Below are 21,579 nucleotides of genomic sequence, written 5' to 3'. Positions count from 1 at the left end.
TTTCTCACATACTGTAACCGGGTTTTTTAATCAACGTGTCCATCTGCGGCACGATTTCCGCATCCCATACGGCTTGCCACGCCTCAGGCTCAATTTCATTCAACGCCACGCTGACTGAGCTGTCTTTGCTTTGCAAATGGCGAATAATGACATCTGTAATATCCGCCGCCAGTGCGGTTTTTTGTTCGTTGGTAAGGGCGCGAGGAAAACATTTAATATCGATATGCGGCATTGCAGGTTCCTTATTGTTTTGGCAAAAAAGCGATAACGTAATATGCGCCAGTTAGCAAAATTCCTCCAGACGTCATTCGTCTGCAATGATGCTCAGATGCACAACGTTACCGGCCCGGCAAACGTTGAAAGCCGATTTCGATGATCGGCTTTTTAAAAACCGCCACGGTTAATTCTTACAAACAAACCGCTCACCAAACGCAATATCTTTACGCAGTTCGCTTTGCATTGCCTCGAGTGCATCCTGCTCAGCGCGGCTCAGGTCAGTTAGCGCAATAACGCGAGATACTCCGTTGACGCCCAATTCGACTGGCTGGGCAAAAAAACGGGCGTATTGGCTGCCGCCTTCTACATATGCGCATTCCACAATGCCTTGTTCCCCATTCAGTGCACGGAGTAACGACAAACAAAAACGTGCGGCTGCCTGCCCCATTGATAATGTGGCCGACCCGGCTCCCGCTTTTGCTTCGACTACCCGAGTCCCGGCATTTTGTACCAGGTCTGTCAGCGCACGGATATCGTCATCGGATAGTTTTATCTCCGTAAGCTGCGAGAACAACGGCAGGATCGTGACGCCCGAATGTCCGCCGATAACCGGAACCTCAATGTCCCGCACGCTGCAGCCTTTCATTTGTGCAACAAACGTATTTGCGCGAATGACATCCAACGTGGTGATACCAAAGAGCTTGTTTTTATCGTAGACACCAGCCTTTTGCAGGACATTAGCGGCAATCGCCACCGTGGTATTGACAGGGTTAGTAATAATACCAATACAGGCATCCGGGCATATCTTTGCGACATCACCAATAAGCTGATGAATAATATTGGCATTAATACTGAAGAGATCAGAACGATCCATTCCCGGCTTACGGGCAATACCGGCACAGACAATAACAATATTTGCACCTTCTAACGCATGTTGGATCTGAGCGCCACAATACCCGTGAATATGCACATCGGTTGGAATATGGCTTAAATCAACAGCAATCCCTGGTGTTGCTGTTGATATATCGTATAGTGCTAGTTCAGCCCCCTCTGGCATGTGTAATTTAAGGAGTAACGACAAAGCCTGCCCTATTCCTCCGGCAGCGCCAAGAAGTGTAACTTTCATATAATATCCTTTACAGGGTTATCGATAGATATAATTAACCACGCGATGGCTCAGATGAACACCACGGTAAAATAATCGTTAACAACAAATAAGTAATTATTTCTGAAAATTAAAATACGCCAAGCATTGGCCAATAATACAATGCGCACAATGCATAAATCAGACAAGCAATCGCACACAGCACAATACCCACGCGCGGATAATCATTGATAGCAACCTTCCCGGTACCAAAAACCAACACACCCGGAATGGTGTTATAAAACATCAACAATGGATAAGCCCCAATAATCATCCCACCCGGTAACGCCAGCATTGCCGGTGGCAAACCTGCAGCATGGGCAATACCAATCAATACAGGCAACATTGCTGCCGCCATCGCCGTAGTGCCCACAAAGAAAATATGCATGTATTGCACGACGATAAGCACGACAATCAGCAAGGCGATGGTACTCAGCGTGGATAAACCCAGATGGTTAAAGATCAACATCGATATCCATTCTGCCGCACCGGTTTTCATCAAAATAGCCCCCATACTGACACCACCGCCGCAAATGAACAGCACTTGCCACGACACGCCTTTATTGGCTTCCGACCAATTAATAACGCCAATTTTAGGGAAAAAGAGTAGACAAGCCCCCAGCATACAGGCCGTGGTAGAATCGACACCTATCCAATCGCCGGTGACCCACAGGAAGACTACGCCGAGGAAAATCCACAACGTTTTCCACTCAGCCGCAGACATTTTCCCCATCCCGTCCAGGCTGTCTTTAATCAACCGCTCTCCGCCGGGGATATGCGATTGCTCAGGCGGATAAGCAAACTGCAGGTAGATCCAGGTAATAAACGTCATCAGTAACGCTGGCGGGAATCCGACTATCAAAAAATCAAGATAGGAGATCATTGGCCCGCCGGCATTATGAATAAACTCAACGGTAATGGGGTTCGGTAAATTGGCTGTCAAAATACCGCCACTGATCGTGGAATTAGTAAACGACATGGTAAGCAGTAAATTTACTGCGAATTTCGTTCGCCCTTCCTCTTTAAACAACGCAATTAAATTCAGACAAATGGGTAGCAGGATCGCGACTCTTGGCGTGGACGACGGAATAAAGAATGCCAGCACAATATTAGCAATTGTCACCCCCAGTGTTAAATTACGCACACTACTGCCGGTAACTTTAAGAATTAAAAAAGTAATCCGTTCCGCTAATCGCGTTTTGGTTAGCGCCACAGCCATAATAAATGCGCCGACCAGAAGATAAGATGAAGATGATGAAAAACCCGATAGCGCCATTTTTAAGCTGCATACTTTTAATAATACAGCTGCAGGAACAATCAGCAAGCTTGAAACAACAATGGGGATAGGTTCGGATAAGAACAGGATAAAAACACCCGCAAACAATACCAGCGCATGCTTCCCCTCCATAGAGAGTCCGGCCATGGGAAATGTATAAGTAATCGCCATCGCCAGGATCGCTAACGGAATTCCCCACCGTTTCTTAAACGACAACGTTTTTATTTTTTCTGCCATTATTATTAGCCTATTTGAGCAAGCCAGCCACAAACGTGGCTGGCATCTGTAAAGTTAACCCGGATAAACAGCGTCAATCGTTTCACAGCCTTTCGCCGCGAGCGCTTTATCCACCCAACTGCGATCGGCTTTTCCGGTCTGCGCCGCAACCAGTTTTGCATGATCGTTGGCAGAAAACTTGCGAGCTTCTTCCAGCAATTTTGCCGCATCGTGTTTAGGGATCACAATGACGCCATCGCTGTCACCGACGATAATATCGCCCGGCATAACGTGAATATTGCCACAGGCGACTGGAACATTGACTTCACCAGGACCTTCTTTGAATGGGCCGCCAGGGGTATGACCTGTCGCATAAACTGGAACCCCCATTGCATAGATGGTATCAAGATCACGCATTGGTCCGTCCAGCACGATACCCGCAATGCCTTGAGATTTGGCATAGGCGACCATGATCTCGCCCATCAGCGACTGGCTGCTGTCCCCTTCGTTGGAAACGATCAGAATGTCGCCAGGTTTAATCATGTTCAGCGCTTTGTGCATCATCAGATTGTCGCCCGGACGCGCTTTTACCGTCAGCGCGACGCCAACCATATTTTGCTCCGCAGGTGCCGTCATCCGACGGATGCGGCAATTCATCGCACTCAGACGCCCCATACAGTCGGCAATATTTGCTGCGGGTATGGTTTTGAAACCATTGATAACATCAGCTGTAGGCAGTTCACGTTGGGTAAATACTCTGAATCCAATAGACATTTTAGTTCTCCAGTACGTCGTAAATATTATTTAATCAGGTGGTTAACACACAGACTCGGGGATAACGGTTTTCCGTTAAGGAAATTAATCACGTTGTCCGCGGCATGCTCAGCCATCGCGTCCAACGCATCAGGTGTGGACCCGCCAACATGCGGGGTCATAACAACGGTGGGCTGTGAGGCAATGGCATCGCTGAGGGGCAGTGGTTCATTAACGAAAGTGTCCAGACCTGCACCTGCAAGTTTTCCACTCTGCAAGGCAGCTACCAGCGCACTTTCATCAATCAGCGGCCCTCTGGCGGTATTAACCAGAATTGCACCATCAGGCAGTAGTGAAAGCGCCTCTTCGTTAATCAGATTTCGGGTAGCGGGAACCAGCGGGCAATGCAGGCTGAGCACCTGGCTTTGGCGAAGCAACGCCGGTAAATCGTGGATAAGTGTGACCTGTTCGATTGGGCTGGCCTTGAGCATGGGATCGTAAGCGACGACCTTCATGCCCAGCGCTATACAGAATTGAGCCAGCGTTTGTCCTATCTGGCCAAAACCCACCAATCCTAAAGTGCGTCCACTTAATTGTTGGCCGTTTCCGGCGCGGCTCCAGTTCCCTGTGCGTAAATCCCGGTCATAGGATGCAATGCGTCTGGCGGCCGCCAGCATGAGCCCTAATGCCAGTTCGGCAACCGATTGTGAGTTTGTCCCCGGCGTCACCAGGACGGGAATATTTCGTTCCGTCGCCGCATCGACATCAATGTTGCTTACGCCTACGCCATGTTTCGTGATGACTTTCAGTGTTGGACAAGCACGGATAGCTTCGCCGGTTAGCGTCATCGTGCGTGAAATGACGGCATCAACAGGCTCAGTGGATAAAATCGACAGGATCGCCTGCGGATCCGTTGAATCATTTACATATATTATTTTACAGTTAGCATCTGTTAGTTTTTTAACACCCTTCGGCGCCAGTTTTGGTGCCGTCATTAAAACGGTAAAACGCATCATCTTCTCCTTGCCATAGTCGGGGTAGGAGATTTTTAACCCAGGACAAGGTGACGCAACAGGCAATAATATTGATAGCGGCAATAACTTTTCGTTAAAGAGTAAAAAAGCAAAATAAATTTAAAAACATCATCAAATACAATTGATTATATTAATTCCATGGAATGTTATTGCGGAATAATGCAGAACTAACAGGCGGCCTGGTTCACAAATTTCGCCGTATTTTCTTACTTTTTATGCAAGAGAAAACGTTATCTTTTTACTGTCAGGTCAAAAAATAATGGCGCGTCATTCTCTACTATGCTGTGACGCTAATACCGGGCGGATGGGAAAAGGTGCTGGTGAGTCATGAATCTCAATATTCGCGATTTGAAGTTTTTTCATGCTATTGCAGAAGTGGGTAGCCTCGCTCAAGCCTCAGAACGCCTTGGGCGCTCGCAACCTGCGCTGTCAAAATGCATCCAGCGTCTGGAAGAGGAAGTTGGTACACAATTGCTGACCCGCAGCGGGCACGGTATAACGCTTACCGCCGCGGGCGAGTTAATGCGCGAACGGGCCAGAAAGCTCTGTTTTTTTATGGAGCAAACGGAACAGGACCTCGAAAACTATGTTCGCGGGGTGTCAGGGAAGATACGTATAGGTTGTGTACCTACTGTCGCTGAATATCTCATTCCTAAACTTTGTCAGACTTTTCTGACAGAAAACCCCCTCGCTATGCTCGAGATTGTTCCCGGAGTGAATAATTATCTATGGGATAATCTGCAGAATTATCAGTTAGATATCATTATTGTCACTAAAACGATTAGCTATGAGAACGCCATTATTTACCCAATAATGGAGGATGCTGTGGTTTTAGTCGGCAGCTGCGAACATCCTATTTTTACACAAGAGTTGAAGTCAATTACGCCTAAAGACCTCGTCGAATACAGATGGTTGTTATCGGGGAAAAATACGGCCTCCCGACGCTGGATTGATCAGTTTTTTATTAGCCGGGGGCTTCCGCCGCCACGAGCCCAGATAGAAACATCATCGTTCCATCTTATGCCAAAAATCCTTGCGGCAAATAAAGAATTACTGGGCTTCATACCCCGCCGTAATTTAACCAGGGGCGGCGTGGTATATAAACAACTAAGGGAAATTCCGCTGGAAGGAACAGCAAATTCCCGTCATTTTATTCTTGGTCGACTCAAGGATCGCAGCCCCTCTCCCATCACAGAACGACTTATCAGGATGATCCGCGAACAGGGGCAAGACATGTTTTAAGCGTCTATCTCTTCAAATAATTCTGTTATCTTTCAGTACAGTACGCAGCCGAGGGATTTGACAAACCGCGTCCGCGATGGCGCTGATATTGGGTGTATTGTCCTGGAACCAGTCATGTCCGGGCCCCCAGGTGCGCATAACGGCAATATAAACGTCCAGCAACGTGAGCTGATCGCCAAACGCGTACGGTTCGGCGCTTAGCTGGTCATTCAGCCACATATAGAGCGATTTACGATACTCAATACAGCCCGTTTTCAACTGCGCCGGGGCATCCGGAGTCCAGCGTTCAGGATAGTCAGCATAAGTGAACGTGGGATAGACATTGGCCACCAGCCAAACCAGCAGGCGCTGAAATTGCTGACGTTCCACATGTCCGACAGGAGGCGCCAGATCGGGCCTGCGATCAAGAATCATCAGCGCAATTGCCGCCGTTTCCGTCATAACGTCGCCATTTTCCAGCGTGAGCGTTGGAATCTGACACAGTGGATTCATTTTTTTTAGTAACTCCCGAGAAGGCCCTGCGCGGTCAAAACCGTCCACATTAATAAACGTGTAAGGGATCTCCGCCAGTGTAAGCATCACTTCACTGATGGCCGATCCCCAGCCCGGTACCCCATAGAGCTTAATCATGCTGCAATCTCAAAGTTAAAATCCTAAGTGTAGAGCATGTAGGGAAGTGATCAATTCTGGACTAACTTTTCAGAGGTAGGCAAAATCATCGTTACCCTGTAATCGCTGTGCGGCACAACCCTGTGCCGCAGCGTATTTACAGAACTTTCGACAAAAACTGCTGCGTGCGCGTGTGACGCGGATAATTTAGCACCTGTTCGCTGCTACCCTGCTCGACGATTTTGCCGTCAACCATAAACACCACCTGATCGGCCACTTCCCGGGCAAACCCAATTTCATGTGTCACCACAACCAGCGTGGTTCCCGACCGTGCCAGTGACTTAATCACATCCAACACTTCGCCCACCAGTTCAGGATCGAGTGCGGAAGTCGGCTCATCAAACAGCATCACGCGCGGATTTAATGCCAGCGCGCGGGCAATAGCGATACGTTGCTGCTGGCCTCCGGATAAATGCCGCGACCAGGCATCGGCTTTTTGCCGCAGTCCGACAGCATCCAACAAGGTAAATGCCCGCTCAATAGCCTCTTTGCGCGAAGCCAGTCCGTGTGCAACAGGCGCTTCAATCAGGTTTTCCAGCACCGTTAAATGCGGGAACAGGTTAAAGTTCTGAAATACGTAGCCTACATTGATGCGCTGGCGCAGGATTTCCGCCTCTTTCAGTTCATACAACCTGTCTCCCTGAAGGCGATAGCCAATATAATCACCGTCAATCTGAATAAACCCCTCATCGACACGCTCCAGATGATTAATCGCCCGCAATAGCGTTGATTTACCTGAACCGGAAGGCCCGAGAATGACCGTGACCGTACCGGGTGGGATCTCCAGCGATACGTTATCCAGCGCTTTATGGCGACCAAAATATTTGCTGACGCCGGTAATGGAAATATGACCTTCAGGCGAGTGGGACATGGATAGCCTCCTGCTGTGGAACCTGACGACGTTTAGCCGTGCGACTCACCCTGGCGGTGTTAATCGCGGATCGTCTTTCACTGCGTGCCAGCGCGCGTTCAACCAGATGCTGAATTAATGACAAAACGCTGGTGATCACCAGATACCACACGGCTCCAACCATCAGCAGCGGAATGACTTCCTGGGTGCGGTTGTAGATCATCTGGATGGTGTAGAACAGTTCCGGCATAGCCAGCACATAAACCATCGCTGTCCCTTTTGCCAGGCTGATAATTTCATTGAACCCGGCGGGCAAAATAGTGCGCAACGCCTGTGGCAGGATAATACGCAGCGTGCGGCGCCAGGCGGGTAATCCCAGTGCGGCTGCCGCCTCATACTGACCATGATCAACCCCAAGAAACCCGCCGCGAATGATCTCAGCGGTATAAGCACTTTGCACCAGCGTCAGACCAACAACCGCAGTGGAAAACTGTCCGAGTACATTAATCGTCTCAAAGCGGCCCCACTGGATAGCAGTGAACGGTATGCCGATCGCCAGCGTGTCGTACAAATAGGAGAAGTTGTACAAAATGATCAACACCACAATCAACGGGAGTGAACGAAACAACCAGATGTATCCCCACGCCAGGCTGTTTAGCAGCCAGGATGATGAGAGTCTGGCCAGCGCCAGCAACCCACCCAATACCACGCTCAGTAATGTCCCAATGAGTGTCAACAGCAGCGTTTGCCCAAGTCCAGACAAGATAACCGGGTCGAAGAACCAGCGAGCAAACACGCCCCATTCCCAGCGTGGATTAAACGCGACAGACTGAATAATCGCCGCCAGCACAAACAGGGCAACAATCGCCCCTACGGTGCGCATCGGGTAACGTGCCGGCACGACTTTGATGGTTGCAGTCGTTTTCATCTTCTCTCCTCAGGCAATTTTGGCCTGACCTGCGATAGTCAACAGTTTGGTGAAGCGCAGCCGTCCATCAAAGGGCGGCTGGCTATACTCTTCTGGATTACGTGTTGTATCGAACTGCGGATCGTACCCCTGACTCAAATAAAGCCGGACGGCCTCTGGCTGGCGAAAGCCCGTGGTCAGATAGATACGGCTATAGCCTGCCAGTAATGCCCGGCGCTCCAGTTCCTGCACCACGTGTGCTGCCAGTCCCTGCTTACGCAGGCCGCTTTTAGTCCAGATACGCTTAATTTCAGCAGTGTCTTTGTCATAGGGTTTGTAGGCCCCGGTGGCGATAATTTCGCCGTCGCGCTCCAGCACCACAAAGATCCCCTGTGGGGCCAGATACCATTCGGTTAGCTCCACTTCCGCATCACGAGAAAAATAATCACCATAACGGGCGGCATATTCACCAAATAGTCCGTTGAGGATCGGCTGTAGCTCAATGGCTTCGGGCGAGACAACACGGAATTGATCGCTCACATTGACCTCCTTAGTCGCCTAAACCGGCCGGGTTAACTTCAGATTGTGGGATACGTTCTACCCCTTCCCCCCAGCGATTCAGCACCTTGTCATAGTCGCCATTGCCGATCACACCGTTAAGGGCAGTTTGTACCGGCAGCACCAGGCCACTGTCTTTTTTCAGCGTGACGGCAATATGTGCGGCTTTCGGCCATCCGCCATCGACGCTGCCCACCAATTGCGTTTTACCATTGAGCGCTGCTTTCCAGGCCCCAATGACATTCGGACCAAAGTAAGCATCTGCACGACCTGACTGTAGCGCCAGCGTCTGAGCCGCATCATCTTTGGTATACACTGGCGTAAACGGTTTTAATCCTTTCTTCAGGTTCTCTTCGTTCCACGCCAACAGAATGGCTTCCTGGTTAGTCCCTGAACCGACAATAATGCGCAGTCCGGCAATATCTTCCGCCTGGTTAATTTTCGTCAGCGTGCTGCCGGTTTTGACATAAAAACCAAGGGAGTCCTTACGATAAGTGGCGAAATCGAACTTCTCTTTACGCGCTTTAGTCACAGTGATATTGCTGATCGCCGCATCGTATTTCCCGGACGCCACGCCCAGTGGCCAGTCTTCCCATGAAGTGGGTACGACATTCAGCTCCAGCCCCAGGCTATCGGCAACCAGGCGAGCGATATCGGCCTCACTGCCGATGAGCGTTTTATTATCATCGGCAAATACCGTCAGCGGTGGCTGGCTCAGTCCGGCGATAGCGACCGTGAATTTACCCGGTACAGCCAGGTTCAGGTTAGCGGGTAACTGTGCAATCGCCTGTGGATTTTTGGCCGTGTGAATCGGTGTTTTATTGGCCTCCAGGCTCACGCCGGTACCGTTGATGGTGACGTCATTTGCCCAGACAGTCGCGCTGAAAGCCAGTGACAGCGCAAGAAGTAGTGATTTTTTCTGCATAGCGTTTTTCTCTTATTGTGTGAATTGATTTGCAGGTGTTGCCAACCCCAGGCTTGCGCGCAGCGTCGTGCCAGGATAGTCGTGGCGAAATAAACCGCGTGCCTGAAGCACGGGAATAACCTGTTCGACAAACCGTGGAAAGGTATCTGGCGTTCCCCCCTGAATGATGAAACCGTCGGCGGCTTTCTCCTCGAACCACTGCTGCAGCCCATCAGCTACCTGCGCCGGCGTTCCGCTAAAACGTGGACGTGGACTGGCCGCTTCCAGCGCCACCTGACGCAGGGTTAATTCCCGTTCCCGCGCATTGCGCTTGATCTCGTCAGTCGTACTGCGAAAACTGTTTTCTCCGAGGGTGCCAAGATCCGGGAACGGTGCGTCCAGCGGGTACTGGCTAAAATCGTGATGTTCAAAATAGCGTCCCAGGTAATTCAGCGCATCGGTAATCGACACCAGTGCTGCGGTATCCTGATACTGTTGCTCTACGTCAGTGTCACTGTCGCCAACAATAATGCTGACGCCCTGGAAAATATGCAGCTCATCGGCATGACGTCCGACAGCTTCAAGCTGACTTTTCACATCCTGATAAAATGCTTTGGCTTCAGACAGCGATTCCTGATGGGTGAAAATAGCGTCCGCATGCTGCGCCGCCAATTTTTTCCCATCATGTGATGCCCCTGCCTGAAATATAATCGGACGACCTTGCGGGGTTCGGCCAATATTTAATGGCCCTGCCACCTGGAAATAATCGCCATGATGGTTCAGGGTGTGCAATTTCTGCGGATTAAAGAACTCGCCACTTGTTTTATTGCGGACAAACGCATCATCTTCCCAGGAATCCCACAGACCTTTCACTACCTGTAAATATTCATCGGCAATGCGATAACGTTGAGCATGCTCAGGATGCTGGGCACGGGAATAGTTTTTAGCCGAACCCTCCAGTGGGGATGTCACCACATTCCATCCAGCCCTGCCCTGGCTAAGATGGTCCAGGCTGGCAAACTGTCGCGCGGTAGTAAACGGCTCGCTATAGGAAGTAGAAACCGTACCCACCAGACCAAGATGACGGGTGACGCTTGCCAGCGCAGATAATACCGTCAGCGGCTCAAAGCGATTTAAAAAATGTGGAATCGATTTTTCATTAATATACAGGCCGTCAGCGACAAAAATAAAATCCAGTTTCCCTTTTTCCGCAATATGCGCAGTCTCTTTTACAAAATCAAAATTAATACTGGCATCAGCACGCGCTGCCGGATGACGCCATGCTGACATATTCCCGGAGGCGCCATGCAAAATAGTGCCCAGACGTAGTTGCCGATTTTCAGCCATAGTAACCCCTACCCAACAGGTAAATTAAAGGTGTGTGAATGCCGTTTTTGCTAAATGTGCAAAGTAGTGGGCGGCAGGTTCAATTAACCGTTCATCCGGATTAAACCCCGGATGATGTAATCCATATTCACTGGCACTACCGATGCTAACAAACGCACCAGGCGTATTTTGCAAATAAACGGCAAAATCCTCCCCGCCCATGTGCAGGTCGGCATGATGCGTCGTGTAACCGGACTGTCTGGCGACTTTGGTCGCAATATCGGCCCAGTGCGCGTCATTGACCAGAGCCGTAGGCCCCGCGTGCCAGATAACATCGATCTGTGCGCCAAAGGCGTGGGCAAACCCAGCGGCAATATCACTGACCCGTGATTTGACCTGTTGTTGCACCTCAGCGCGATGTGTCCGCAGCGTCCCTTCCAGCTCAACGGATTCCGGTAGTACGTTCCATGTATTTCCCCCCTGAATTCTGGTTACGCTAAGCACCACCGAATCCAGCGTATTGACCTCACGGCTGGCGACACTTTGTAATACCGTCACCAGTTGACTGGCGAGCAGGATGGCATCTTTTCCCTCGTGTGGACGTGCTGCATGCGCGCCTTTTCCGGTAATACGCAGCACAAAGCGATCCACATTGGCGTAAAACGCCCCACCTCGGGTGGCAAAATCGCCTACCGCCAGTCCAGGCTCGTTGTGCATGCCAAAAATCGCGGCCACATTTTGCAGGGCTCCGGCACGGATCAGTGTTTTAGCACCCCCAAAACTTTCTTCTGCCGGCTGAAACAAAATACGCACACGTCCCGGTAGTGTGTTTTCCTCCTGCTTGAGTAACAGTGCGGCGCCGAGCATCACGCTGGTGTGAATATCATGTCCGCAGGCATGCATCACCCCCGGTGTGACGGAGCGAAACGGTACATCGGTGTTTTCTTCTATCGGTAAAGCATCGATATCCGCCCGCAGAGCGATGACATCATCTCCCTGACCAATTTCGGCAACGACACCTGTTTTCAGATTGAACGGCAATAGCGTGACATCTGCAGCATGCAACCAGTCACGAATACGTGCTGTTGTCGCGACTTCCTGGAGGGACAGCTCCGGGTGCTGATGTAACTCGCGACGCCAGTCGATAAGCTGTGAGGCTAATGACATCAGACAACCTCCATCGTACTGTGGGCCTGTGCCAACAGGCGTAACGATGTCAGGCGCGCATGACCTTCGGCCACCGGAGTATCGATAATGAATTCATCAATACCGTATTGCACCTGCCATGAACGCAGTGTTGCCACCACCTCCTGGGCACTCCCCTGCAGTAAGGCCTGCTCACGCCGGGCAATTGTTCGTGGTGCGCTGCCCGCCTGCGCGGCGAAAGCCAGCGCCTGCTCTTCGCTGGCAACGGTGACGCGTTGTCCATCCTCCAGTTCGACGCCCCAGATTTGTACATCTTCCGCCAGTTGCGCAGCCATATCACTGCTGTCAGCCACAATAACCTGCACTGCAACAATCGTTGGACGTGAACTGTTGGCCTGCCAGAAGCTCAACACCTCATGCAGTAACGCTTTATCTCCGTTCAGGTGCGCCGCGAAAATAAAGTTCCAGTCAGACTCTGCCGCCAGGCGTGCACTTTCTACGCTCGCGCCCAGCACAAATCTTTGCGGCGGCGCAGGCGGGAGCGGTGTCGGGAATACTGTCTGCCCGCTTTCTGTCCCGGTCAGCGTCAGCCAGGCGTTCAGTTGAGTAAGCTGGTCGGTAAAACTGCCTTTTTCTTCCTGATGAAGACCCAGCTGCAATGCCTGCGTTGACAGCGGTAAGCCGCCTGGCGCTTTCCCGACCCCAAGATCGACACGCCCCGGCGCCAGTGAGGCCAGAAGATTAAAGTTTTCCGCGACTTTGTAGGGGCTATAGTGTTGCAGCATGACGCCACCGGAACCCACACGAATGCGCTGGGTTTGTCCCAGTATCCAGGCGATCACCAGTTCCGGTGATGGGCTGGCAAGTTGCGGCGTATTGTGATGCTCAGCTATCCAAAAACGATGATATCCCCACTCTTCAGCATGTTGTGCCAGGCGCAGCGTGCGGGCCAGTGCGGTGACGGCAGTTTCACCTTCCCCGATGGGGCTTTTGTCCAGAATACTCAGGCGGTATGACATGTTGCAGGCCTATATTTGTTAACATGTCAGTATTATTAAATTATCAAATAACCATATAGAAACATTTAATTCACATTTGCTCAGCTAAAAAACAGATAACCAACCCCGCAGCTATCAGGGATAACGTTCGTACCAACAGGAGTCAAACTTCCGGTTTTGAATGCGGCACTATGCAGAAAAAATGGCTTGTATTTACATACTACAAAATATAATAGGTTTTTTATTGATACTGGAAAGACGGCAACATCCTTTTCCGTTTGAGTTATTTTTACGCACCCGTTCAGCAATGAATTTAATTTAAGTCAGACTAAACACCTGTCCGTGTTATGCGCTTGTATTGATTGTTTCATTTTTATGAAAGGGACATGGGTTCCACACCTTAATTTTTTTATTTTAAATACTTTCACAGAACTGATGATTAGTAGAGAATGCAGCGTTTCTTATTAAAATGGTTTAAAACAGCTTTTTAATATCCCCTGACATTATTACGGGGATCTTTGTATGAATTATACATACCATCATGGGGCCTTTATGAAAAGTAACATGCCCGTTACACAAATTGAGCACACACTTAACGGTAAAGCGACGCTGCTATCGACGACAGATAAAGAGAGTCATATTACCTATGCAAACTCCGCGTTTATCGATGCCAGTGGTTTTAACGAAAGTCAATTAATGGGTGAACCACATAATATTATTCGCCATCCGGATATGCCGCCTGCCGCGTTTGCTGACATGTGGTACACGTTGCAGCAAGGTGACAGCTGGACGGGAATGGTGAAAAACCGGCGTCAAAACGGTGATCACTACTGGGTACGTGCCAACGTCACACCTGTTTGGCACAATGAAAAGTTAACGGGTTACATCTCCGTGCGTACGGTTCCTTCGCGAGACGAAATATCTCAGAGTGAGCAGTTGTATGAAAAAATAAATAATCAACAACTTAGCGGGTTCCGTCTTTTTAAGGGTATTATCATTCGCCGTGGCATATTGGCATGGACTTCAATGTTTAAATGGTTGAGCATTAGTCAACGCGTCAATTATGCTTTGGGAGTCGTTGCCCTGCTCTCTTTGTTATTAATCTTCGCCCCCATAAATCACTTTATTCAATCCGGTGGTTTGCTGGCGTTATTTCTGTTATTTGCCATTTACCTTAAGTGCCAAATTTGTCAGCCAGTTAATACACTATTGACTCAAATGAAGAAAGTCGTATCCGGACGAAAACCCGATAACTGCCATTTAAATCGCGTAGATGAAATTGGCATGTTAATGCGACTGGTTAATCAATCTGGACTTAATCTAAATTCACTGGTTGATGACGTCAGTACGCAAATATCCGGAATTCGTGCCATCAGTCAACGCGTTTCAAAAGAAGGTAGCGCGCTACATACACGTTCTGAAGAAACATCCGCAGACCTTCAGCAAACAGCTGCCGCCATTGAAGAAATTGGTAGTGCAGTGCAGCAAACTGCAGAAACTGCGGCACATACCATGACGATGGCCGATAAAACCAGCACCAATGCCGCTGAAGGCGGCGATATTATGAAACAAACTATCGCCATGATGCAGGCAATCTCTCGTGATAATGGTCAGATTGTCGACATCATTGGCGTAATTGATAGCATCGCCTTCCAGACAAATATTCTGGCGCTCAACGCGGCTGTTGAGGCGGCGCGTGCCGGAGAATCTGGGCGAGGTTTTGCCGTCGTGGCAGCGGAGGTGCGCAATCTTGCACAACACTCGGCATCAGCGGCAAAAGAGATCAAACAGCTTATCGAGAAGAACGTCGCTAACGTCAATACCGGCGTAAAAATGGTTGAACAGACAGAAACGCATCTCACCGGGATGATCAGCGATGTGTTACAGATGTCGATGATGATTAAAGACATTAGTCTGGCAACGCGGGAGCAAACTCAGGCGCTGGATCTGATTAATGATTCAATTTCGCGTGTCGGTACCATGACGCACAATAATGCCGAGATGGTAGAGCGTGTCACTGACGCGACTGCCGATTTAACGCAACGCTCATCGCGATTGCAGCAGGCCGTACAGGTCTTTGGCGTGTCGGCATAAAGCAAACTGCGCTCATTCTGCTGACGATCAGGATGAGCGCATACCTTCACATTGCCCCCCTCATCTATTTTTACTGAATCGAGTTCACATCCCGTCAATTCAGGCCACAGAAAAAACCACTTCCCCGTGTCCAGGCTTTGCGTCACTTCTCAATTGAATGTAGGATGCTCGGCCGACAGTTTTCCCGCGGTAACACCATGAAGGGTAACGCTGTTTTCGCCGCAGCTGCTGCGGCAAAAAGGATTTTGTAAATTCGTCAGGTTAACAGGAAACGTAATGAACACACACAACACGCAAGCCGCGGAACAACACGCGGCGAAACGACGCTGGTTGAATGCTCACGAAGAGGGGTATCACAAAGCGATGGGTAACCGGCAGGTACAAATGATCGCCATTGGCGGTGCTATTGGTACCGGGTTATTTTTAGGGGCCGGCGCACGTTTACAAATGGCCGGACCCGCTTTAGCACTGGTCTATCTGGTCTGCGGTATTTTTTCATTCTTCATTCTGCGGGCACTCGGGGAACTGGTTTTACACCGCCCTTCCAGCGGCAGCTTTGTCTCTTATGCCCGCGAATTTTTAGGTGAGAAAGCGGCCTATGTGGCTGGCTGGATGTACTTCATCAACTGGGCGATGACCGGAATCGTGGATATCACGGCCGTAGCATTGTATATGCACTACTGGGGCGCATTTGGTGATGTACCGCAATGGGTGTTTGCCCTCGGCGCGTTGGCCATTGTCGGCACCATGAACATGATCGGCGTAAAGTGGTTTGCGGAGATGGAGTTTTGGTTTGCGCTGGTCAAAGTACTGGCTATCGTTATCTTCCTGGTCGTCGGGACGGTTTTTTTGGGAACGGGAAAACCGCTGGATGGTAACACCACGGGCTTTCATTTGATCACCGATAATGGTGGTTTTTTCCCACATGGGCTGCTGCCAGCGCTGGTACTGGTTCAGGGCGTCGTCTTTGCATTTGCCTCCATTGAGCTGGTAGGCACTGCGGCTGGCGAGTGCAAAGATCCACAAACGATGGTGCCAAAAGCGATTAACAGCGTTATCTGGCGAATTGGCCTGTTCTATGTGGGTTCAGTGGTGTTGCTGGTCATGCTGCTGCCGTGGAATGCCTATCAGGCAGGTCAAAGTCCGTTTGTTACCTTCTTTTCCAAACTCGGCGTTCCCTATATTGGCAGTATTATGAATATCGTGGTGCTTACCGCTGCGCTTTCCAGCCTCAACTCGGGCTTGTACTGCACCGGTCGTATTTTGCGCTCAATGTCGATGGGCGGTTCCGCGCCAAAATTTATGGCCAAAATGAGCCGTCAACACGTACCTTATGCCGGGATACTTGCCACGCTTGTCGTGTACGTCGTCGGGGTTTTCCTCAACTATCTGGTGCCTTCGCAGGTGTTCGAGATCGTGCTTAACTTTGCCTCGCTGGGCATCATTGCATCGTGGGCATTCATTATGGTGTGTCAGATGCGTCTGCGTCGGGCCATTAAAGATGGCAAAGCGGCAGACGTTCACTTCAAACTGCCTGGTGCGCCGTTTACGTCCTGGTTAACACTGTTGTTTTTACTGGCTGTGTTGGTGCTGATGGCGTTTGACTATCCGAATGGGACCTACACTATCGCCTCATTACCGCTGATTGCCATTCTGCTGGTCGCTGGCTGGTTTGGTGTACGTAAACGCGTCGCGGAAATCCACCGTACCGCGCCGTAACGCTTTAAGGTAGGTCAGATTTCTGGCCTACCCGTTTGAGCGACTTAGTTTGCTTCAATTAGCTGAGCAACATCATTGCTGTTAATTTCCCGCGCATTCCCGTCCTGATCGGTATAGCTGGTCATTCCCGTATCTTTATCCAGTTTCGGTTTGCCCTGGGTGGTAATAGTTTGCCCGCTTTTCGTCGTCATGACGTAATCGGTGGTACAGCCAGCCAGCGTAAACAACATTACGCCCGCACAAAGACAGATTAATGGCTTTTTCATGGTATTCCCGTGTTATTCAGTTAGCCGTTGAGGGCGTAGTGTAAGTCTCTGAAGTTTGTCAGGCTACCGATGGGGTGTAACGAGGCGTATCGTGGGGTATAGAGAAATGACAGGAGGGGTTGCCCCCTCCGAATAATTACAGGGCGATACGAATAACATCGTCCGGTTGCGTCGCTTCCTGCTCGCGTGTGGATTTCTGTTTCACACTCACGTACAGGGTTTTGCCATCGGCAGAGAGCGCCAGGCTGTTTGGGAACGTCGGGGTATCGAAGGTTTTAACCACTTTATAGCTTTTCGCGTCGATCACGCTGACTTTACCGGCCTGACGGTGGGTTACATAGGCTTCATTGCGTGTCGGGTTGAACAGTACGGCCAGAGATTCCGGCGCGGCAACTTTTGCCAGCACGTTGCCGTTACGGGTATCGATAACCAGCACTTCCGCTGCTTTGGAGTCAGTGACAAACGCACGATGACCTGCCGTATCAAGGCTCAGGTTAATGAAAAAGTGCTCTTTGCCATCGTCCAGCAATTTTTTGCGGCTGAGAATTTTGTTGGTGGCGGTATCGATGGTAATGAATTCACCATCGGCATTGGCGGTATACAGGCGTTTAGCTTTGCTGTCGACGGCCAGTGCAGTGCTCATTTTACCGGTATTTTGAATCGTGTCCTGAAGTGTGACAGTCTCACCGTCCACGACCCAAATCACGCTATCCTTACCAATTCCGCTGATGTATACCTTATTGGTGGCGTCATCGGCGACCAGTTCACGAGGTTGCAGCGGACGGACGTCTTCAGAACGTTTACGCGCATCCAGTACCAGACGCCCTTTCACCTCACCGGTTTTCGCATCAATCGCCGTCACCGCGCTATTCACGGTATTACCAAACCACAGCGTTTGCGTCGCGTTATTGATGGTCGCGCCAAACGGCTTGAGATCGTTATGAATAACCTGAGTCACTTCAAGCGTAACCGGATCAAGACGGTAAACTATCCCACCTTTATCCAGCTTACGACTCTGCGAGGTGGCCAGCCACAGTGCGTTTTCCTGCTGGCTGTACGCCATTTCGTAGGCGCCTTTACCTACGCCTTTGCGCAGCAGTTCTTCCGCAGCCTGCGTGCTAAATGATGATGCAACCAGCAGTGAACCTAACAGTAAAGAACCACGCAGGCGCGGTGAAAACAGATGACGTAAAGACATGACGACTCCCTTTGATAAATTCAGTTGTTACTGCTTCACAGTGCTTCAATGAGCAAAATCATGGTTTTGCTTTTTAAGAATGAGAATAGTAATCATTATTTATCGCAAAGTGGAGTGTTTATTCACTTTCGGTGAAAACCTTCTTATTTTCTCCATGAATACTCGTTTGCGGCGAACAGATTGGTTCTAAATCTCGTACCGGATGGCGGCATTGACGCCAAATCTGGCCTACATTGACGCACTATGCAGGCCAGATAAGCGAAGCGCCATCAGGCTGTTACCGTCTTTACCCCCTCGGTATCACTCTTCAGCAAGACGAATGACGACCTTGCCAAAGTTTTTACCAGTCAGCAGACCGATAAAGGTCTCCGGTGCATTTTCCAGACCCTCAGTGACCTGCTCGCGATAGTGGATCTTGCCTTCCTGAACCCAGCGCCCCATTTCTCTCTGAAATTCATAAATGCGGTGACCATAATCCTGACCAATGATAAAGCCCTGCAAGCGGATACGTTTTTTCAGTAACGTGGCCATAAGCAGCGGTAAACGGTCCGGGCCCGTCGGCAGTGATGTGGCGTTATAACCGCTCACCAGACCACACAGAGGAATACGGGCAGAGGTGTTGAGTAACGGCAAAACGGCATCAAAAACTTTACCGCCAACGTTTTCATAATAGATATCAATACCCTGCGGACAGGCTTGTGCCAGTTGGAGTGCGAAATCAGGGGCATGATGATCGAGGCAGATATCAAAGCCCAACACGTCGGTAGCATGACGACATTTCTCTGCCCCACCTGCCACACCAACGACCCGACAGCCTTTCAACTTGCCGATCTGGCCCACGGTTGCGCCAACAGGTCCGGTTGCCGCAGCGACAACCAGTGTCTCGCCGGCTTTTGGCTGGCCAATATCCAGCAGCCCCATATACGCCGTAAAGCCTGGCATACCCAACAGACCAAGCGCCCAGGAAGGATGCTCAGGGTGATCACCTAACGTTACCAAATCAGAACCATTAGAGATGGCGAAATCCTGCCAACCGCTATAGCTCAACACCCATTCACCGGGTTTAAAATCCGTATGATTCGATGCCACGACCCGACTGACCGTGCCGCCCACCATCACTGCACCAATCTCAACCGGGGGCGAATAAGACGGCTCGTCGCTCATACGTCCACGCATATAGGGATCGAGTGAGAGGTAGACGTTACGCAGTAATACCTCTCCGTCACCGGGGATCGCGATGGCCTCTTCTTCAAGACGGAAGTTACCGGGCACCGGTGCGCCATGCGGACGTGACGCCAGAACCCAGCGACGATTGCGTTGCATTTGTTGACCCATTGATGTTCTCCTCTGCTTTTAGCATGAATCCATCAATAGTAGACGCGCTATCTCTGTGATGCTTTCACATTAATTGCCGGCGTGATTTAACCGCACAACCAGATAAACGCAGGACTGTGCGGTTTCATTGATAAACCGACAGTCATTTGGCGGCCCCAGCTCCAGGCAGTCCCCGGCTTTCATTTCGTGGCGGGTATCACCTTCCACAAACACCAATTCTCCCTGCTGCAACCAGAGAAGCTGTCGGGCCTGCACGTAAGAAGAGGCGGGCATCGGGATATCACTGCCAGCCGGTAATTCGATTTGCACCAGATCGATAGGCAGATCGCTGCGCGGAGAAACGTGGCGGCGCAAATAGTGGCTTTGCGGATCGTGCCAGACCGGCTGGTCGGCGAAACGCAGCAGTTTACCCTCCTGCATTTCGGCTCGGGCAATCAGCGTGGACATGCTGATACCAAACGCACCGGAAAGCCGTCCCAGTAGCGTCGCCGTTGGACTGCTCTCTGTGCGTTCTATTTTATGGATCATCGCCCGCGACACCCCTGCACGCTCGGCAAGCTCCGTCAGCGACCAGCCGCGAGATTCCCGCTCAATGCGAATTCTTGCACTGATCCGTTGATTTATGCTGTCTTCAATAGTATTCATATTGTAATACTATAGTGAACAACCCCTGAGGTTCAACATGTCAATTCGATTTGCCAACAAAGACGACTGCGCCGCCATCGCAGAAATCTACAATCACGCCGTACTGCATACGGCTGCAATCTGGAACGATCAAACGGTCGATGCTGAAAACCGTATCTCCTGGTATGAAGCTCGCCAACTGATGGGGTATCCGGTGCTGGTAAGTGAAGAGAAGGGTGTCGTTACGGGGTACGCCTCTTTTGGCGACTGGCGCAACTTTGACGGTTTCCGTCATACCGTCGAACATTCAGTGTATGTGCACCCGGAACATCAGGGACAAGGACTGGGACGCAGGCTGCTCAGCAGACTCATTGAAGAAGCGCGCGCGTGTGGTAAGCATGTCATGGTAGCAGGTATCGAGTCACAAAATCAGGCATCGCTCCACCTGCACAGCACGCTGGGCTTCACTATTACCGCGCAGATGCCCCAGGTTGGGACGAAATTTGGTCGTTGGCTGGATCTGACTTTTATGCAGTTGCAGTTAGATGACCGCAGCGAACCGGATGCGCGTGGATGAACCAGACGCTGACCCTCTCCTTTCTGATTGCCGCAGGTATTGGTCTGGTGGTGCAAAATACCTTGATGGTGCGCATTACCCAGACGTCTTCGACAATCCTCATTGCTATGTTGCTCAACTCACTGGTCGGGATCGTCCTGTTTGTCAGCATACTGTGGTTTAAACAAGGTGCGGCGGGGTTTGGCGAACTGGTTTCCAGCGTTCGCTGGTGGACATTGATCCCGGGTTTACTGGGATCGTTCTTTGTTTTTGCCAGTATCAGCGGATACCAAAACGTAGGCGCCGCCACCACCATCGCGGTGCTGGTCGCCAGCCAGCTTATTGGCGGTCTGGTGCTGGATATTCTGCGTAGCCATGGTGTACCGCTTCGCGCGCTAGTGGGTCCGGTATGTGGTGCGATATTGCTGGTAGTGGGTGCCTGGCTGGTGGCAAGACGTTCGTTTTAATTGCTGCGTTTATCCGGCCTACAGATAACCTGCCCGTAGGCCGGATAAGGTGTTTACACCGTCATCGGGCAACGAAAAAAA

The 21,579-nt window shown here is 50.5% G+C and carries 22 protein-coding genes; 5 read left to right on the top strand and 17 right to left on the bottom strand.

What is annotated here, in order from left to right; genetic code table 11:
* Nucleotides 1-4: 4 nt before the first annotated feature.
* The 5 genes from pptA to OGX95_RS16650 form a co-directional block, all read right to left on the bottom strand.
* A complete protein-coding gene (pptA, locus tag OGX95_RS16670) occupies nt 5-232 on the bottom strand; it encodes a tautomerase PptA (RefSeq protein ID WP_271455047.1) in 228 nt (75 codons plus the stop codon).
* A gap of 168 nt (nt 233-400) precedes the next feature.
* Nucleotides 401-1,342, bottom strand: a complete 942-nt coding sequence (mdh, locus tag OGX95_RS16665; RefSeq protein ID WP_286630242.1) for a malate dehydrogenase — start codon at nt 1,340-1,342, stop codon at nt 401-403.
* Nucleotides 1,343-1,451: 109 nt separating this feature from the next.
* Nucleotides 1,452-2,873: an SLC13 family permease gene (locus tag OGX95_RS16660; protein WP_286630241.1), complete on the bottom strand. Its 1,422-nt coding sequence runs from the start codon at nt 2,871-2,873 to the stop codon at nt 1,452-1,454.
* Between the two features lie 54 nt (nt 2,874-2,927).
* The gene (locus tag OGX95_RS16655; protein WP_286630240.1) at nt 2,928-3,626 is read right to left on the bottom strand and encodes an RraA family protein; all 699 of its coding nucleotides are present in this window, start codon (nt 3,624-3,626) and stop codon (nt 2,928-2,930) included.
* Between the two features lie 26 nt (nt 3,627-3,652).
* Nucleotides 3,653-4,621, bottom strand: a complete 969-nt coding sequence (locus OGX95_RS16650) for a hydroxyacid dehydrogenase (protein ID WP_286630239.1) — start codon at nt 4,619-4,621, stop codon at nt 3,653-3,655.
* Nucleotides 4,622-4,966: 345 nt separating this feature from the next.
* Between OGX95_RS16650 and OGX95_RS16645 the strand changes: the two genes are divergently transcribed.
* A complete protein-coding gene (locus OGX95_RS16645) occupies nt 4,967-5,881 on the top strand; it encodes a LysR family transcriptional regulator (RefSeq protein ID WP_286630238.1) in 915 nt (304 codons plus the stop codon).
* Nucleotides 5,882-5,893: 12 nt separating this feature from the next.
* Here the strand turns inward: OGX95_RS16645 and OGX95_RS16640 are convergent, their stop codons facing one another.
* From OGX95_RS16640 to OGX95_RS16610, 8 genes are all read right to left on the bottom strand, one after another.
* On the bottom strand, nt 5,894-6,511 hold the full coding sequence (locus OGX95_RS16640) for a glutathione S-transferase family protein (protein WP_286630237.1): 618 nt from the start codon (nt 6,509-6,511) through the stop codon (nt 5,894-5,896).
* A gap of 136 nt (nt 6,512-6,647) precedes the next feature.
* On the bottom strand, nt 6,648-7,421 hold the full coding sequence (locus OGX95_RS16635) for an amino acid ABC transporter ATP-binding protein (RefSeq protein WP_286630236.1): 774 nt from the start codon (nt 7,419-7,421) through the stop codon (nt 6,648-6,650).
* Nucleotides 7,405-8,328 carry an amino acid ABC transporter permease gene (locus tag OGX95_RS16630; protein WP_286630235.1) on the bottom strand — a complete coding sequence of 308 codons (924 nt, stop codon included), beginning with the start codon at nt 8,326-8,328 and terminating at the stop codon, nt 7,405-7,407. The genes OGX95_RS16635 and OGX95_RS16630 overlap by 17 nt, the downstream gene beginning before the upstream one ends.
* 9 nt (nt 8,329-8,337) lie before the next feature.
* The gene (locus OGX95_RS16625) at nt 8,338-8,847 is read right to left on the bottom strand and encodes a GNAT family N-acetyltransferase (protein ID WP_286630234.1); all 510 of its coding nucleotides are present in this window, start codon (nt 8,845-8,847) and stop codon (nt 8,338-8,340) included.
* 10 nt (nt 8,848-8,857) lie between these two features.
* Nucleotides 8,858-9,790, bottom strand: coding sequence for an ABC transporter substrate-binding protein (locus tag OGX95_RS23030; RefSeq protein WP_502872782.1), 933 nt, complete (start codon nt 9,788-9,790; stop codon nt 8,858-8,860).
* Between the two features lie 12 nt (nt 9,791-9,802).
* Nucleotides 9,803-11,116: an LLM class flavin-dependent oxidoreductase gene (locus tag OGX95_RS23025; protein ID WP_502872781.1), complete on the bottom strand. Its 1,314-nt coding sequence runs from the start codon at nt 11,114-11,116 to the stop codon at nt 9,803-9,805.
* Between the two features lie 24 nt (nt 11,117-11,140).
* Nucleotides 11,141-12,262, bottom strand: a complete 1,122-nt coding sequence (locus OGX95_RS16615) for an amidohydrolase (protein WP_286630233.1) — start codon at nt 12,260-12,262, stop codon at nt 11,141-11,143.
* The gene (locus OGX95_RS16610) at nt 12,262-13,260 is read right to left on the bottom strand and encodes an MsnO8 family LLM class oxidoreductase (protein WP_286630232.1); all 999 of its coding nucleotides are present in this window, start codon (nt 13,258-13,260) and stop codon (nt 12,262-12,264) included. The genes OGX95_RS16615 and OGX95_RS16610 overlap by 1 nt, the downstream gene beginning before the upstream one ends.
* Nucleotides 13,261-13,791: 531 nt before the next feature.
* On the opposite strand from OGX95_RS16610, the gene OGX95_RS16605 reads away from it, so the two are divergent.
* Together OGX95_RS16605 and ansP are read left to right on the top strand one after the other, a co-directional pair.
* On the top strand, nt 13,792-15,333 hold the full coding sequence (locus tag OGX95_RS16605) for a methyl-accepting chemotaxis protein (protein ID WP_286630231.1): 1,542 nt from the start codon (nt 13,792-13,794) through the stop codon (nt 15,331-15,333).
* A gap of 276 nt (nt 15,334-15,609) precedes the next feature.
* Nucleotides 15,610-17,052 carry an L-asparagine permease gene (gene ansP / locus OGX95_RS16600; RefSeq protein WP_137381821.1) on the top strand — a complete coding sequence of 481 codons (1,443 nt, stop codon included), beginning with the start codon at nt 15,610-15,612 and terminating at the stop codon, nt 17,050-17,052.
* A gap of 44 nt (nt 17,053-17,096) precedes the next feature.
* Here the strand turns inward: ansP and OGX95_RS16595 are convergent, their stop codons facing one another.
* From OGX95_RS16595 to OGX95_RS16580, 4 genes are all read right to left on the bottom strand, one after another.
* Nucleotides 17,097-17,318: a YgdI/YgdR family lipoprotein gene (locus tag OGX95_RS16595; protein ID WP_043016274.1), complete on the bottom strand. Its 222-nt coding sequence runs from the start codon at nt 17,316-17,318 to the stop codon at nt 17,097-17,099.
* Between the two features lie 136 nt (nt 17,319-17,454).
* On the bottom strand, nt 17,455-18,516 hold the full coding sequence (gene yncE / locus OGX95_RS16590; protein ID WP_286630230.1) for a 7-bladed beta-propeller protein YncE: 1,062 nt from the start codon (nt 18,514-18,516) through the stop codon (nt 17,455-17,457).
* 300 nt (nt 18,517-18,816) lie between these two features.
* Nucleotides 18,817-19,851 (bottom strand): NADPH-dependent curcumin/dihydrocurcumin reductase, encoded by a 1,035-nt coding sequence (gene curA, locus OGX95_RS16585; protein WP_286630229.1) that lies wholly within the window; start codon nt 19,849-19,851, stop codon nt 18,817-18,819.
* 69 nt (nt 19,852-19,920) lie between these two features.
* Nucleotides 19,921-20,496, bottom strand: a complete 576-nt coding sequence (locus OGX95_RS16580; RefSeq protein WP_286630227.1) for a helix-turn-helix domain-containing protein — start codon at nt 20,494-20,496, stop codon at nt 19,921-19,923.
* 37 nt (nt 20,497-20,533) lie between these two features.
* Between OGX95_RS16580 and OGX95_RS16575 the strand changes: the two genes are divergently transcribed.
* Together OGX95_RS16575 and OGX95_RS16570 are read left to right on the top strand one after the other, a co-directional pair.
* The gene (locus tag OGX95_RS16575; RefSeq protein WP_286630226.1) at nt 20,534-21,052 is read left to right on the top strand and encodes a GNAT family N-acetyltransferase; all 519 of its coding nucleotides are present in this window, start codon (nt 20,534-20,536) and stop codon (nt 21,050-21,052) included.
* Nucleotides 21,049-21,498, top strand: coding sequence for a DMT family transporter (locus OGX95_RS16570; protein WP_286630225.1), 450 nt, complete (start codon nt 21,049-21,051; stop codon nt 21,496-21,498). Before OGX95_RS16575 ends, OGX95_RS16570 begins: the two co-directional genes overlap by 4 nt.
* The last annotated feature ends 81 nt before the right edge of the window (nt 21,499-21,579 follow it).

The organism is Citrobacter sp. Cu233, from assembly GCF_030332225.1.
Lineage (GTDB): Bacteria > Pseudomonadota > Gammaproteobacteria > Enterobacterales > Enterobacteriaceae > Citrobacter.
This window is presented reverse-complemented; position numbering and strand designations above follow the sequence as displayed.

What these genes read in the sequence shown, in the direction of transcription:
- OGX95_RS16650 (WP_286630239.1), bottom strand. Translation starts at nt 4,621, where the DNA reads ATGATGCGTTTTACCGTTTTAATGACGGCACCAAAACTGGCGCCGAAG.
- OGX95_RS16595 (WP_043016274.1), bottom strand. Translation starts at nt 17,318, where the DNA reads ATGAAAAAGCCATTAATCTGTCTTTGTGCGGGCGTAATGTTGTTTACG.
- OGX95_RS16660 (WP_286630241.1), bottom strand. Translation starts at nt 2,873, where the DNA reads ATGGCAGAAAAAATAAAAACGTTGTCGTTTAAGAAACGGTGGGGAATT.
- OGX95_RS16655 (WP_286630240.1), bottom strand. Translation starts at nt 3,626, where the DNA reads ATGTCTATTGGATTCAGAGTATTTACCCAACGTGAACTGCCTACAGCT.
- pptA (WP_271455047.1), bottom strand. Translation starts at nt 232, where the DNA reads ATGCCGCATATCGATATTAAATGTTTTCCTCGCGCCCTTACCAACGAA.
- OGX95_RS23025 (WP_502872781.1), bottom strand. Translation starts at nt 11,116, where the DNA reads ATGGCTGAAAATCGGCAACTACGTCTGGGCACTATTTTGCATGGCGCC.
- OGX95_RS16610 (WP_286630232.1), bottom strand. Translation starts at nt 13,260, where the DNA reads ATGTCATACCGCCTGAGTATTCTGGACAAAAGCCCCATCGGGGAAGGT.
- OGX95_RS16640 (WP_286630237.1), bottom strand. Translation starts at nt 6,511, where the DNA reads ATGATTAAGCTCTATGGGGTACCGGGCTGGGGATCGGCCATCAGTGAA.
- OGX95_RS16605 (WP_286630231.1), top strand. Translation starts at nt 13,792, where the DNA reads ATGAAAAGTAACATGCCCGTTACACAAATTGAGCACACACTTAACGGT.
- OGX95_RS16635 (WP_286630236.1), bottom strand. Translation starts at nt 7,421, where the DNA reads ATGTCCCACTCGCCTGAAGGTCATATTTCCATTACCGGCGTCAGCAAA.
- OGX95_RS16570 (WP_286630225.1), top strand. Translation starts at nt 21,049, where the DNA reads ATGAACCAGACGCTGACCCTCTCCTTTCTGATTGCCGCAGGTATTGGT.
- ansP (WP_137381821.1), top strand. Translation starts at nt 15,610, where the DNA reads ATGAACACACACAACACGCAAGCCGCGGAACAACACGCGGCGAAACGA.
- OGX95_RS16615 (WP_286630233.1), bottom strand. Translation starts at nt 12,262, where the DNA reads ATGTCATTAGCCTCACAGCTTATCGACTGGCGTCGCGAGTTACATCAG.
- OGX95_RS16580 (WP_286630227.1), bottom strand. Translation starts at nt 20,496, where the DNA reads ATGAATACTATTGAAGACAGCATAAATCAACGGATCAGTGCAAGAATT.
- curA (WP_286630229.1), bottom strand. Translation starts at nt 19,851, where the DNA reads ATGGGTCAACAAATGCAACGCAATCGTCGCTGGGTTCTGGCGTCACGT.
- mdh (WP_286630242.1), bottom strand. Translation starts at nt 1,342, where the DNA reads ATGAAAGTTACACTTCTTGGCGCTGCCGGAGGAATAGGGCAGGCTTTG.
- OGX95_RS16575 (WP_286630226.1), top strand. Translation starts at nt 20,534, where the DNA reads ATGTCAATTCGATTTGCCAACAAAGACGACTGCGCCGCCATCGCAGAA.
- OGX95_RS23030 (WP_502872782.1), bottom strand. Translation starts at nt 9,790, where the DNA reads ATGCAGAAAAAATCACTACTTCTTGCGCTGTCACTGGCTTTCAGCGCG.
- OGX95_RS16645 (WP_286630238.1), top strand. Translation starts at nt 4,967, where the DNA reads ATGAATCTCAATATTCGCGATTTGAAGTTTTTTCATGCTATTGCAGAA.
- yncE (WP_286630230.1), bottom strand. Translation starts at nt 18,516, where the DNA reads ATGTCTTTACGTCATCTGTTTTCACCGCGCCTGCGTGGTTCTTTACTG.
- OGX95_RS16630 (WP_286630235.1), bottom strand. Translation starts at nt 8,328, where the DNA reads ATGAAAACGACTGCAACCATCAAAGTCGTGCCGGCACGTTACCCGATG.